Genomic DNA, 13,565 nt, shown 5'->3' with positions numbered 1-13,565 from the left:
TTCTTTTTAAAATACAGTTGTTTTTATTAGGTAAATCCTTACCCTTTTGCGTTGGCGCAAAAATTCAGGATGACTTAGTTTATATAAAAACATATCCAGCTAAAAATACTCTAAAAGAAATTCTTTATTTTTGAGCGGCAAGGTAGTCTAGGTAAGACTGCATAAAAGCGTCCAGGTCGCCGTCCATAACAGCCTGTACCTGCGAACTTTCGTAACCTGTTCTTAAATCTTTAATTAATTGGTAAGGCATAAAAACGTATGAGCGTATTTGGTGACCCCAGGCAATGTCGCCCTTTTGGCCGTAATGCTTTTCCTGCTCGGATCGTTTTTTATCGGCCTCTATCTGGTAGAGTTTGGCCTTTAACATTTTCATAGCCATTTGCCTGTTTTTAAGCTGGCTGCGCTCCACCTGGCAAGCCACCACAACGCCTGTTGGTATATGCTGTATTCTTACGGCGGTTTCAACTTTATTTACGTTTTGCCCGCCCGCGCCGCCGCTGCGAAATGTGTCTACCTTTAAATCTTTATCTAAAATTTCTATTTTAATTTCGTCTTCAATATCAGGCAACACGTCGCATGAGGCAAATGATGTATGTCTGCGTGAGTTAGAGTCAAACGGAGAAACGCGCACCAAGCGGTGTACGCCGTTCTCGCTCTTAAGGTACCCGTACGCGTAAGGCCCCTCTACTACGGCGGAAACGCTTTTTACGCCGGCTTCTTCACCCGGCAAAATATCTGTAATGGTAAGTTTTAACCCGTGCGCCTCGGCCCAGCGGGTGTACATTCTAAGCAGCATTTGCGCCCAATCGCAAGACTCCGTACCGCCGGCGCCGGCGTGAATATTTATAATAGCGTTAAGTTTGTCGGCGGGCTCGGAAAGTTTTATTTTAAATTCAATATTTTTAAGAGTATCTTCAACACTTTGCAGGCTGGCGGCAATTTCGGGCAGTTCCGCTTCGCTGCCCGCTTCGCGGGCCATGTCATAAAACGCCTGCGCGTCTTCTAAATCAGTTTTTAATTTGGCGTAAGTTTCAATATCCGTTTTAACGGCGTCGGCCTCTTTGGTTACTTCACGGGCCTTTTCGTTATCGTCCCAAAAGCCTTCTGAGGCGGACATCTTTTCCAGCACGGCTAAGCGTTCACGCTTTTCATCTATACGTAACAAAGAACCTGCTTTAGCGGTGCGCTCAAGCAGTTCATCTATTTTATTTTTGATGTCTTTAAATTCGATATTACTCATCTGACACTATAAAAGCGGTAAAAGCTATGTTAAGGAATATAAATATGCAAATGTACACAAACAGGTTGCCCCATTTAGCGTAGAAAGTAGCGTCCTGCTTTTCATGCAGTGGCACAGAAAAGTTCATAACAGTATCGGTATTAAGCGTGCTGGACTCTCTTATTCTTCCAAAGCCGTCTATCCAGCCGGAAATACCTGTATTGGCGCTTCTTACCACAGGCACGCCAAGCTCCGCCGCACGCATTACGTTGATTGCAAAATGTTGGTACGGGGCGGAGGTATCAAGATACCAGCCGTCGTTAGTTATGTTAAAAAATATTTTTGCGCCTTTAAGCTCAGTCTTACGCCAAATGGCCGGGAAAACAGATTCATAACAAATATTTATGCCTATTTCCGTATCGTCAAGTTTTTGTAAAGGCTGGTTGCGGTCGCCTGGGGTAAAGGAACCAAGCGCGCCAAGCACCTCAATATCTAAAGTGCTAAGGTAATCTTCAAAAGGTATATATTCGCCAAAGGGTACCAATTGTTCTTTATTATAAATACCCTGCAAACCGCCCGCGCGGTCAAACATATAGGCACTTACAAAGCTAACGTCGTCTACCGTGTAGGTAGAGCCTATTATTTGGTAAGCGTTAGATTTTTTGCTTATATCTTCCAGCCAGTTATAGTACCTTGCTTCCTGCGCGGGGCCGGGCAAAGCTGTTTCAGGCCAGACAATAATGTCAGGGTTGGTAGGTGTGATCTGTGCTAACTGCTCTTTAAGTTTATTTTCTATTTCGTTTACAAAGGCGGAGTTCCATTTTTTATACTGGTCGATATTCGGCTGTAAAATAGAAACTTTTAAAACTTTTGTAGGCGCGCCAAGCTGCGCGTCGGCCTTAGCCAAACGGTCTTTGCCGTATGTAAATACTAAAGAAAATACTATCGCGCCAAAAAATATTGCCAAGGCTCTCTCGCCAAAGCTTTTCATGGTAAACGCCGTAGCTATAGAGCCGTTTACAAAAGCTATGGCGAAACTTACCGCGTATACGCCGCCTATGCTTGCCACCTGCAGCATAACGGTATTATTCCACTGCGAGTACCCAAGCATGAACCAAGGAAACCCTATAAACCCCTGCGCCACTACCTGGTGCAAAAGCTCTAAAGATACCCAGCCTGTAGCCACAAGCAGCGGGTAAAAATAATTGTACTTACGCGCGTAAAAACAAAGCCCGCCAAACAGCGCGAACTGCGCCGAAACTGAGACCGACAACACCACGCACGCCCCTATAGACATAACATTGGTAACGCCCGCGGCCATAGCAGTATAATATATCCAGTAAAATAATCCTACGCAGGTAAAAGCGCCTGTTAACCAGCTGAAAAACACGCTGCCAAAAAGGCCGCGTGTTTTCCTGATACCCACAAAAAGAGGCACCAAGGATACCCACGCAACTATAGAATGGCTTTGTTTAGGAAAGCTGAGAAATACAAGATACGCGCTAAGCGCCGCCGCGAAAATAAACAGTAGCAGCCTGCCCATAATAGCAAGTTTATCGGCAAAAAAAGACGAGTTTTCTTTATGCTTATGTATATCTCTTTTATTAGAGATATAGCTGTACACCTGCGTATCACGCTGGCGTACTACATATTGGCCTGTTTTCCTTTTTTTCTCTGCCATGTCAAAACTCTCTTATAGATTTTCACCGCAGCATTTTTTGTATTTTTTACCGCTGCCGCAGGGGCAAGGGTCATTACGGCCTATTTTGCCGGGGGTAACGGTATCGCGCGAACCTACAGTTTCATCGCCCGCCACAGCCTCTTTACCTACAGGAGACACACGGCGTTTGGGCGGCAATTGTAAGCGGAAAATATATTCCACCATAATGTCGCGCACTTTGTTAAGCATGCCAAGGTAAAGGTTGTGAGACTCTTTTTGGTATTCAATTAAAGGGTCTTTTTGGGCGTAACCGCGCAGGCTGACGCTTCTCTGCATTTGGTCAAGTTCATATAAATGCTGTTTCCACGCTTGGTCTATAATTTGAAGCAAAAGCATTCTTTCAACTTCGCCAAAGTCAACGGCTTGGTCATAAAAATATTTAGAACGCTCGTCAAAAACTTTTTTAACTTTTACAATAGTTTCTTCTATAGCTTTATCCACGCCATTAGGGTGCAGGTTTTCAGCGTTGTAGTTGGACTCTATTGTAAACACTCTTTGCAGGAAAATATTAAGCGTGTTATAGTCAGACTTAGCGGGTTGCTTTTGGTTATAATAGCGGCCGAAAGCCTCTTCTATAACTTCTTTTATCATCTCCATAACCTGCGCGTTTACATTGGCGCCGTCTAAAATAGAGTTACGCAAATGGTAAATAGCCGTTCTCTGCTGGTTCATTACTTTGTCATAATCCAGCAAGTGCTTGCGGATATCAAAGTTATGCCCCTCAACCATGCGCTGGGCGGATTCTATCTGCCTGCTCATAAGGCGGGACTCAATTACGTCGCCCTCTTTCATGCCCATTCTTTCAAGTACGGCTGAAATGCGCGAGGTATTGGCAAACAACCTCATAAGCTCGTCATCAAGCGATATATAAAAACGGCTTAGCCCCGGGTCGCCCTGGCGCGCGCAGCGGCCGCGCAGCTGGTTATCAATACGTCTGCTCTCATGGCGTTCGGTGCCTAAAACGTGCAAACCGCCCTGCTCTACCACAGCAGCCTGGTCTTGCGGGGTTGTGGGGTTGCCGCCAAGCACAATGTCAGTACCGCGGCCAGCCATATTGGTGGCTATGGTAACCGCGCCTTTTGCGCCCGCCTGACTGATAATTTGCGCTTCCATCTCGTGATATTTGGCATTAAGCACTTTATGCGGTATGCCTTTGGAGCGCAGCATATTACCAAGTTTTTCAGATTTTTCTATAGAACGTGTACCTACAAGTACCGGAGCGCCCTTTTTCCAAAGTTCTTCAATGTCCTGCACAATAGCATTATATTTTTCACGCTCCGTGCGGAAAACTAAGTCCGGGTTGTCAACACGCTTAGAAGGTTTGTTGGGCGGTATTTCTACAACGTCAAGTTTGTAAATTTGCCAAAACTCGCCCGCTTCCGTCATGGCGGTACCGGTCATGCCGGAAAGCTTGTTGTAAAGTTTAAAGAAATTCTGGAACGTGATTGTAGCTAAAGTTTGGTTTTCTTCTTTAATTTTAATTCTCTCTTTAGCTTCAACCGCCTGGTGCAAACCGTCTGACCAGCGGCGGCCGGGCATAAGGCGGCCGGTAAACTCGTCCACAATAATAACCTCGCCGTCTTTTACTACGTAGTCTACGTCTTTTTCATAAAGATGATGCGCGCGCAAAGCCTGGTTAATGTGGTGCACCCATTCGGACTCTACGTCGTTGTAAAGGTTGGGCACGTTTAAAAACTTTTCGGCCTTGGACACACCGTCTTCGGTAAGGGTGGCGTTGTGGTTTTTTTCGTCTATAACAGCGTCGTACCCGGCGGAAAGGTTTTCGCCTGAGTATTTAGCTTTTATTTCTTCGTCTTCAGTAATTTTACGTACTTTTAAGTTGGGGATAATGCGGTTAACAATTTCGTATTTATCTGTGCTCATTTCGGCGGGGCCGGAGATAATAAGCGGGGTTCTTGCTTCGTCCACTAAAATAGAGTCAACTTCGTCGACTATACAGTAGTTAAGCGGGCGCAAAACTCTGTCTTCTTTACGCACGACCATGTTGTCGCGCAGGTAGTCAAACCCAAGTTCGTTATTGGTAACGTAGGTAATATCCTTTTTGTACATTTCCTGGCGGCCGGCATTGTCCATCTCGCGGTTAATATAACCTACGGTTAAACCTAAAAATTCATGTACCGGGCCCATCCAGCCGCTGTCACGTTTGGCAAGGTAGTCGTTAACGGTAACTACATGTACGCCCGCGCCTGTAAGCGCATTTAGGTAAGCGGGTAAGGTGGCCACAAGGGTTTTACCTTCACCAGTGCGCATTTCTGTAATTTTGCCCTGGTGCAGCACCATGCCGCCCAAAAGCTGTACGTCATAGTGGCGCATTTTAAGCACGCGTTTGCCGGCCTCTCTAACAGCGGCAAAGGCCTCGGGCAAAATATCGTCAAGCGTTGCGCCGGCGGCAAGGCGTTCTTTAAATTCTAATGTTTTATTTTTTAATTGTTCGTCTGATAACTTTTCAAATTCGGGTTCAAGTGAGTTAATTTTGGCGACAACAGGTGTTAATTTTTTAAGATCTCTCTGGCTTTTGGTGCCAAAGATTTTTTCTACCACAGATGTAATCATTTTTTAAGTCCTTGATGTTTGAATATTATTCATAATGCGCGCGTACACGTTCGGGTACACGATAATATATTATAACTCTTTTTAGGGCTTAAAACTTAGTAGTTTTGGAAAGTTCTTTGATAGCGGCCGAATTTCTGGCCTGCAAAGTTGTGTAAAGAGATGTTTTTGGTTGTTTTTTATCCTGCTTGGCGGAATAAATTTTGCTGATGGAAGTAAACACTTTTTTAAACGCCTCCACCACAGCCGGGTCAAAAGATTTGCCGGACTCGTCCACAATATAGTCATACGCCTTGGCCGGCGTCCAGGCAGACTTATAAATGCGGTCCATGCACAGCGCGTCAAACACGTCCGCCACGCTTACTATGCGGGCCTCTATGGGGATATCCTCCCCGCTAAGGCCGTGCGGGTAGCCCTCCCCGTTCCACTTTTCATGATGGTAAAGGCTGATTTTATGCGCCAGCTGTAAAATTTTGGAATGCGCCCCCTCCAAAATACGGCCGCCGTAAATGGTGTGGGACTTCATAATTTCATACTCCTGCTCAGTCAATTTGGCGGGTTTTAATAAAATATTATCGGCCAAAGCTACTTTGCCTATGTCGTGCAGCGGGCTGGCGTTTTTAATAAGCTCGCAGTACTTACGTTCCAGGCCAAGCGCTAAAGCTATTAAAAATGAAATTATACTTATGTTTTTTAAATGGTTTCTGGTGTCTTTCTGGTCACGGTATTCGGCGGTGACGGCCAGGCGGTAAATGGTTTCCAACTGGGAAACGTGCACGTCCTGGTACAAGCGGGCTATTTCTATAGCGCCCGAGGCCAAGGCCGACATAAGCATAAGTATGCCTTCGTCTTTTTTATCAAAAGGCGTGCCGTCGTTTTTGTTGGCTACCTCAAACACGCCAAGCACTTTGCCGGAATTATTTTTGAGCGGGACAACAAGCATGTTTACCGTCTTAAAATCGGTAACCATGTCTAAATCCATAGAAAATCTGGGGTCTTCGTAAGCATTGGTTATATTAATAACCTCGCCTGTGTTGGCGCAGGTGGATATTACGCTTTTGCCGTCAAGAGGAATGCGGATTTCGGTATGCTCGTCCAGCCCTTTGCCTTGGGCTATTTTTGACCAAAGCTCGCCAGATTCCGCGTCTTTTAAGAAAATGGCGCAGCGGCCTACGTTAAGAATTTTGGTAATTTGGTCGCCCACAATATCCAACAGCGCGTCAAGGCGAACCTCGTTAGATACCTGTATCCCGAAGTCCACCAGCAGATTCAGCTTCTCTTCAGCTGTCAGTTTTCCTATCTGCATAACCGTTTCCTATATCCCCAATATAAAACACCCTTGCCTTAGCATAATACTTTTTTAGACATTTGTTAAGCGTATTTTTTTGCGCCAGGCTTGTGCACACAACAATATCGGCCTGGTTGTACGCGATATACTCGCTTTTTATTTTAAAAAACACCGCTGTTTCTTTAGGCTTTATTTTGTCATAACCAAACAAAGCCAGCGGGTAATTTTGCCCGTACCAGGCGGGCGTAAAATGTTTAAACATTTTGCCCAGTATCTGTGATGAAGAATGAAAAAGTTCGTCCTCCGCGCTGAAAAGCGATGTTTTGGTTAGAATAACCTTCTCTTCGCTGTCAGTTTTTTTAATTTGGTTAAGCGGTATTACGTCCGCTAAAAACTTTGTGTTGGCGGCAAATTTTTGCGCTTTTTCAAAGTGCTGCGTCCCGTGAAATATTTGCGGGTACTTTTGTATAAAATTATAAATTTCTAAACTGTCCGTTACTATTTTTTTGTCCGCGGTCGGGCACAGTTTAAAATATTTTTCCATCAGTTTTTGTGCGCGCGACCTGCACTGCGGCAGCGTGCCATACACATATTCATACATGCCTGTGTCTTCATACAAAACGCCTGCCGTGCCAAAAATATTTTTTATGGTTTCATATATTTTAACGCCTGTTTTTACTTCTGTAAATTTTGCCTCAAATGACGGCAGGAAAAAGGCTGCGGCGGTTTCGGCGGTTTCTTTTTTTAGTTTATTTTTAAGCGAAAACGGATTTAAAGAAATTAAAATTTTTTGCGCTCTATATAACAACGGCAGTTTTCTTGCCGCAACGCTGCGTTCCAACTCAAGCACATGTTCGTGTGTGGGCACCTTTGCAAAACATTCTTTGGTGCACAGCCCGCATAACATACAGCCCGAGGTTACTTTTTTTATACGCTCAGTATTTTTACGAAAGCCAACTTTAGCTTCCATAATATAACGCAGCAAAATATTGCGTGCGCGGGGCCCATTGTCCTCGGTATTTGTTAACAGTTGGAACGGGCACGCGCGTGAGCAGTAGGCGCATTTATTGCACTGGCTTACGCTGTCATAAAGCGCTTTCTGCCCCATCTGCGTAAAAATAACGTGCTGGTGCAGCGGCTCCTCGCCGTCACGGAAAATAAATCTTTTGGGGGAGGAGGCTATAATAAAATCTTCATGCATTTTTTTGCTCCTCCTCTTGCGCGGCAAATTTTGCGTCCGGGTCAATTGCTGTTTTTATTTTTGAAATATATAAATTGCTCACCGCCGTCTTTTGCGCAAGCGCAGCGGGTTTTTCTTCTTTAAAAAGTCTTATTATAAGCTTTGTTATAACACCGTACTGCCCGCGCGACCCGGCAAACAAACGCGCCAAATTATACCCCGCCGAGTTTTTTACAAACTTACCGCCGTAATTTACAACGCCGCCGTTGGCAAGCACGGCCTCAATGCCTGTTACGCTTGCCGTAAATTCATTGCTTAAACCTTGCGCCAAAAGCCCGCCTATTGAGCCTTTGTACTTAGGTAAGGCGGCGTAAAGGTTGTGTTCGGCCAAATTTTTTCTAACCATATCTACAGCCGCGCCGGCCTCAACGGTAAGAGTGTAATTTTCTTTATCTATATCTAAAATTTTGTTGAAGTTTTTTAATTCTATTTTAGGTAATTTTGATTTTGTTTTATTTGTGTTTAAACCTGTTATGACGGCTTTGTCCGCCTTGGCAATTTTAGCGGAAAGTTCTTTAACATTCCCACTTAACTGCGGCACGCGCGGGTTGTTAATAACTACGGGGAAAACTTTGTCGGGGTTAGAAATATTTTTAGGGTCAAAAACAGCTTTTAAAGTTTTGAATAAATTTATTTCCGCCTCGCCATACATATATGCCATAGCGGCGCGTTTTTCTATACCTACGCCGTGCTCGCCCGATATTGTGCCGCCCAAATCCGTTACCGCACGCAGCATTTCTTTACCGGCTTTTACTACAAAACCTGTTTCATACTGGTTGCGCTCGTCAAAGACAATGTTGGGGTGTAAATTGCCGTCGCCGGCGTGAAAAAATAAGCCCGCGGTAATGCCGTAATTATCGCAAATCTCTCTTGTTTTTTTAATGGCCTGCGGCAATGCGGCGCGGGGGACGGTGCCATCCTCTACAAAAACATTCTGCGCCAGTCTTGCCATGGCGGCGTAGCCGCCGCTGCGCCCGCGCCAAAGCGCTTGGCGGTGCGCCTCGTCTTTAGCCGTTTCTGTTTTGAAGGCTTTATGTTTTTTGCAAATGTCCTCAATTTCTTTCATCTCACGCTCGGCCTTTTTTTGGTCGCCGTCGGTTTCTATTAAAAGCAAGGCCTCGCAGTCTGTAGGGTAACCGCTTTTGGAATAGGCCTCTACAGTTTCTATGGTAAGTTTATCCATAGCTTCCACACAGCGGGGCACTATGCCTGAGGCCGTGATAGCGGCAACGGCGGCTATGGAATCATCTATAGTATTAAAAGCGGCCAGCATGGTTTTTATAAAGGGGGTTTGCTTTTCTATCTTAAGCCAAAGTTTGGTAATTACGCCAAGCGTACCCTCGGAGCCTATTATAAAACCAAGCAAATCAGGCCCGGCGTCATTAGCGGATAATATTAAAACTTCACCCTGCGGGGTAACAAATTCTATTTGTGAAATATGCTCTCTTGTCGCGCCGTATTTTACGCCTTTGGCGCCGCCGGCGTTAAGCGCGGCGTTGCCGCCTATTGTGCAGATTTTTTGGCTGGCCGGGTCGGGCAAATATGTATAGCCAAGCGGCTCAAGCGCGGCGTGTAAGTCAGCGTTTACCACGCAGCATTCTACTTCAACCGTTTTATTTAATGTATCTATTTTTAAAATTTTGTTTAGCGGCATCATGTTAAGCACAACGCCGCCTTTAAGCGCCACGCAGCCGCCCACATGGTTAGTGGCGCTTGCGCGCACAACAAAGGGCACCTGGTTTGCGTTTAAAATTTTTATTAAGGGCGCGACGGCCGCGGTGTCAGTTATTCTTAACACAGCTTCGGGCATAGTGCGGTCCAAACTGCAGTCAAAGGAGTGCAGCGCAAGGGTAATTTCATCTGTAAAAACATTATCCGCGCCAAGCAGCCCTATAACACCAGCCTTAATTTTTGAGAAGGTATCCTTTACGAACATATATTAATTATAGTATTTTAGTAAAAATAAAGGGGCCGCCGCCTTCTTAAAATGCTACAATAAAATTGATACATAATAAGGTAATAGGGGTGTAGTTATGGAAACAAGAAATCACTCATCTTCCGCTTTTGTAAAAACGGAAAATAAACAGAGTAGTGAAGCGCAGGCCCAGTTACCCGTTTCATACGGGAAAACTGAAGCTTTTTTATTGCCGAAAGACCCTGCCTGGATGTTCCTTTTCTGGGACATTACCGGCACCACATATGACTATATAAAAAGCCAACACGGGTTTGATATTTTTGACAAGTCAAAACAGGTTGTTAGATTACACGACACCACGGGGAAAACTTTTGACGGGTACAACTCAAACTCATATACTGACATTGACGTATTTTTTGACGCTAAAAGCTGGTATTTACAGGCGCCCGTAACAGGCCATACTTATGTGGCTGACCTGGGGCTTGTAACGCCGCAAGGCACGTTTATCCTAATGGCCCGCAGCAACCCTGTGGCCCTGCCTACAGGCCGCGTAAGCGACGTTATTGACGAAAAATGGATGACGGTTGAGTCCAACTTTCAGAAAATATACGCTATGTCCGGCGCTAACCTGATAGGGTTAGGCGCAAGCGAAATGGCCCACATACTTAACGAAAAATGGCGCACTATTGAAGGCATGCCGTCCTCATACGCGTCTTCCAATATGTCTTCTAAACATATTGTTAAAGAAGACACGCAGGTGCAGGATGACATGTGGCTTAGGGCGGACTGTGAGATTATAATTTACGGTTCAGCCTCACCTGGCGCCACGGTAAAAATTAACGGTAAAGAAATAGAACTTAATAACGGTTCTTTTTCAATAAGGCAGTCTTTACAAAAAGGTGATGTTGTTGATTTGCCCATTACGGCCGAGAAAAACAATATGACCAGAAGCCTGAAAATAAAAGCCCAAAGGGAGGACTAACCCATGGCCCAAAAAGGTTACCTGGCGCTTGTACTGCACGCGCATTTGCCGTTTATAAAACACCCGGAATATCCTGACTTTTTGGAAGAAGACTGGTTTTACGAGGCGATGATTGAAACATATCTGCCGCTTTTAGATATGTACCAAAGGCTTACGGCCGAGGGCGTAGACTTTAGAATAACAATGTCTATAACCCCGCCGCTGTGCGCCATGATGAGCGACCCGCTTTTAATAAGCCGCTTTAAATACTACCTGCACGCCCGCCTGGAACTTAGCGAAAAAGAACTTTTACGCACCAAAAACACGGAGTTTTACTACGTGGCCGAAATGTACAACACTAAGTTTAAAAGATACAGAGAACTTTTTGAAGACATTTACGGCGGAAATATTTTAGAGGGCTTTAAAAAATTCCAGGATATGGGCAAACTGGAAATTATTACCTGCTGCGCCACGCACGGTTATTTGCCGCTGCAAGTGCATAAAGAAAGCGTTAACGCGCAAATCAAACTGGCGGCTGACGATTACAGACGCCGCTTTGGCCGCGGGCCAAGAGGCATATGGCTGGCAGAGTGCGCCTATAATCCCGGCGACGAGAAGTTCCTCAAAGCGCAGGGCATAAGATACTTTTTTACGGAATCACACGCCACATTACACGCCACACCGCGCCCGAAATACGGCATTTACGCCCCTATTTACGCGCCTAACGGCGTAGCCACATTTTCAAGAGACATGGAATCCGCCCAGCAGGTTTGGAGCGCGGAAAGCGGCTACCCCGGTGACCAGGCGTATAGAGAATTCTACCGTGATTTAGGCTACGACCTTGATTACGATTATATTAAACCTTACCTGCACAGTGACGGCGTACGCAGAAACATAGGCATGAAGTACCACCGCATTACAGGTAAAGTTTCTTTAAACCAAAAAGCGCCGTATTATCCGACAGACGCTAAATCTAAAGCGGCGGAACACGCCGGCAACTTTATGTTCAACCGCCAAAAACAGATAGAATATTTATCCACGCTTATGGACCGCAAGCCGCTGGTAGTATCTATGTACGACGCCGAGTTGTACGGCCACTGGTGGTATGAGGGCGTAGACTTTTTAGAATACCTGTTTAAAAAACTGCATTATGACCAGGACGAAATTACTTTAATTACACCTTCGGAATACCTTGAAAAGTACCCGGAAAACCAGGTCGCGCAGCCGTCTGCCAGTTCATGGGGAGACAAAGGTTACAACGATGTTTGGCTTAACAGCGGTAATGACTGGATTTACAGGCATTTAATTAAAGCGGCGGAGCGTATGATGGAAATGGCAAACTATTTCCCCAACGCGCAAGGCCTGCTCAGACGCGCGCTTAACCAGTGTGCCAGAGAGCTTGTTTTAATGCAATCGTCAGACTGGGCGTTTTTAATGACGGTGGGTACAGCGCAGCAATATTCCACCAAACGCACTAAAGTTCACGTACAAAGGTTTAACGAACTTTACGAGCAAATTAAAAACAACCGCATAGACGAAGCATATGTTTATGACCTGGAAACCAAAGACAGCATTTTCCCGGAAATGGACTACACCGTCTACCGTTCTGAAGAAAAAGACAGAATATTAGCGCAAGATTAAACTTAAACCAAAAGCCCCGGTTATACCGGGGGCTTTTAAAAACTATTTATGCAAAATAAAAATTTAACACCCGCAATACTTGGCCTTTTTGCCATTACATTTATATGGAGCTACAACTGGGTTGTAATGAAATCCGTACTATTATATATAGGCGCGCTGGAATTTGCCGCACTGCGCTGCCTTTCAGGCGCCGCCATTTTATTTTTACTGTTGGCCGTTATGCGCAAACCGCTTGCGCCGCCGCCGTTAAAACTTACCTTGGTTGTAGGACTGTTGCAAACTGCCGGTATGACGGGGCTTACGCAAATGGCTTTAATATCGGGCGGGGCCGGCAAAACCGCCGTAATAGCGTACGCTATGCCGTTTTGGGTAATTATTTTAGCCGCTATTGTTCTTAAAGAAAAAACCACCAATATGCAAAAACTGGCGTTTACAATAGCCGCCGTGGGCCTGCTGTTTGTAATAAGCCCGTGGGATGGAACGGGCGGGCCGCTGATAAGCTCTGTTTTTGCTTTAGTCGCCGGTATGATGTGGGCGGGCGGGTCTGTGGCGTTTAAAAAAATACCGCACGGCAAAAATATGGATTTGATGAATTTTACAGCCTGGCAAATTTTAATAGGCGCAGTAATTTTGGCAGTGGCCGCTATTGCCACACATACGCAGCCCATTGTGTGGAATATGCACGTGGCGGGCGCATTGGCTTATAACGCTGTTTTGGCTACCGCTTTCGCGTGGATGATGTGGCTATATGTTTTAAAAACTTTACCTGCGGGTATAGCGGGCTTGTCGACACTGCTGGTACCTGTACTTAGCGTGCTGTTTACCTGGTGGAAGCTGGGCGAACGCCCTGATATATACCAAACTATAGGCGTAACGCTGATAGTTGCCGCGCTCTTAATGATTTCCTTACCCGGCATAATAAAAAAGAGAAGGGGCCGCAAACCCAAAAACAAAGAAAACGCACCTATCGGCATGTAAACAATAAGTTTTATATAGTTATAAGTGCCGTT

Annotated in this window: 9 protein-coding genes; 3 read left to right on the top strand and 6 right to left on the bottom strand. The window is 45.3% G+C overall.

The window, feature by feature from the left end:
• Positions 1-124: 124 nt before the first annotated feature.
• The 6 genes from prfB to AAIR98_RS01665 all read right to left on the bottom strand — a co-directional run bounded on the left by prfB (position 125) and on the right by AAIR98_RS01665 (position 9,974).
• Positions 125-1,240, bottom strand: a complete 1,116-nt coding sequence (gene prfB, locus AAIR98_RS01690; RefSeq protein WP_423970517.1) for a peptide chain release factor 2 — start codon at positions 1,238-1,240, stop codon at positions 125-127.
• Positions 1,233-2,900 carry an apolipoprotein N-acyltransferase gene (gene lnt / locus AAIR98_RS01685; protein ID WP_423970516.1) on the bottom strand — a complete coding sequence of 556 codons (1,668 nt, stop codon included), beginning with the start codon at positions 2,898-2,900 and terminating at the stop codon, positions 1,233-1,235. Before lnt ends, prfB begins: the two co-directional genes overlap by 8 nt.
• A 12-nt stretch (positions 2,901-2,912) precedes the next feature.
• Positions 2,913-5,513: a preprotein translocase subunit SecA gene (gene secA / locus AAIR98_RS01680; protein WP_423970515.1), complete on the bottom strand. Its 2,601-nt coding sequence runs from the start codon at positions 5,511-5,513 to the stop codon at positions 2,913-2,915.
• A gap of 88 nt (positions 5,514-5,601) precedes the next feature.
• Positions 5,602-6,816 carry an HD domain-containing phosphohydrolase gene (locus tag AAIR98_RS01675; RefSeq protein ID WP_423970514.1) on the bottom strand — a complete coding sequence of 405 codons (1,215 nt, stop codon included), beginning with the start codon at positions 6,814-6,816 and terminating at the stop codon, positions 5,602-5,604.
• Complete coding sequence (locus AAIR98_RS01670; protein ID WP_423970513.1) at positions 6,791-7,999, bottom strand: 4Fe-4S dicluster domain-containing protein; 1,209 nt, start codon at positions 7,997-7,999, stop codon at positions 6,791-6,793. The genes AAIR98_RS01675 and AAIR98_RS01670 overlap by 26 nt, the downstream gene beginning before the upstream one ends.
• The gene (locus AAIR98_RS01665; RefSeq protein WP_423970512.1) at positions 7,992-9,974 is read right to left on the bottom strand and encodes an FAD-binding oxidoreductase; all 1,983 of its coding nucleotides are present in this window, start codon (positions 9,972-9,974) and stop codon (positions 7,992-7,994) included. Before AAIR98_RS01665 ends, AAIR98_RS01670 begins: the two co-directional genes overlap by 8 nt.
• A gap of 97 nt (positions 9,975-10,071) precedes the next feature.
• On the opposite strand from AAIR98_RS01665, the gene AAIR98_RS01660 reads away from it, so the two are divergent.
• The 3 genes from AAIR98_RS01660 to AAIR98_RS01650 are packed head-to-tail and all read left to right on the top strand — an operon-like array spanning position 10,072 to position 13,533.
• On the top strand, positions 10,072-10,935 hold the full coding sequence (locus tag AAIR98_RS01660) for a DUF4912 domain-containing protein (protein ID WP_423970511.1): 864 nt from the start codon (positions 10,072-10,074) through the stop codon (positions 10,933-10,935).
• Positions 10,936-10,938: 3 nt separating this feature from the next.
• A complete protein-coding gene (locus tag AAIR98_RS01655; RefSeq protein WP_423970510.1) occupies positions 10,939-12,555 on the top strand; it encodes a glycoside hydrolase family 57 protein in 1,617 nt (538 codons plus the stop codon).
• Between the two features lie 48 nt (positions 12,556-12,603).
• Entirely contained in the window at positions 12,604-13,533 is a 930-nt protein-coding gene (locus AAIR98_RS01650; protein WP_423970509.1) for a DMT family transporter, read from the top strand.
• Positions 13,534-13,565: the final 32 nt, after the last annotated feature.

Source organism: Elusimicrobium simillimum, from assembly GCF_049639735.1.
In the GTDB taxonomy this organism is placed as follows: domain Bacteria; phylum Elusimicrobiota; class Elusimicrobia; order Elusimicrobiales; family Elusimicrobiaceae; genus Elusimicrobium; species Elusimicrobium simillimum.
This window is presented reverse-complemented; position numbering and strand designations above follow the sequence as displayed.

Bases quoted from the DNA above. Each gene is read 5' to 3' on its own strand.
- prfB (WP_423970517.1), bottom strand. From the start codon at position 1,240: ATGAGTAATATCGAATTTAAAGACATCAAAAATAAAATAGATGAACTG.
- lnt (WP_423970516.1), bottom strand. From the start codon at position 2,900: ATGGCAGAGAAAAAAAGGAAAACAGGCCAATATGTAGTACGCCAGCGT.
- secA (WP_423970515.1), bottom strand. From the start codon at position 5,513: ATGATTACATCTGTGGTAGAAAAAATCTTTGGCACCAAAAGCCAGAGA.
- AAIR98_RS01675 (WP_423970514.1), bottom strand. From the start codon at position 6,816: ATGCAGATAGGAAAACTGACAGCTGAAGAGAAGCTGAATCTGCTGGTG.
- AAIR98_RS01670 (WP_423970513.1), bottom strand. From the start codon at position 7,999: ATGCATGAAGATTTTATTATAGCCTCCTCCCCCAAAAGATTTATTTTC.
- AAIR98_RS01665 (WP_423970512.1), bottom strand. From the start codon at position 9,974: ATGTTCGTAAAGGATACCTTCTCAAAAATTAAGGCTGGTGTTATAGGG.
- AAIR98_RS01660 (WP_423970511.1), top strand. From the start codon at position 10,072: ATGGAAACAAGAAATCACTCATCTTCCGCTTTTGTAAAAACGGAAAAT.
- AAIR98_RS01655 (WP_423970510.1), top strand. From the start codon at position 10,939: ATGGCCCAAAAAGGTTACCTGGCGCTTGTACTGCACGCGCATTTGCCG.
- AAIR98_RS01650 (WP_423970509.1), top strand. From the start codon at position 12,604: ATGCAAAATAAAAATTTAACACCCGCAATACTTGGCCTTTTTGCCATT.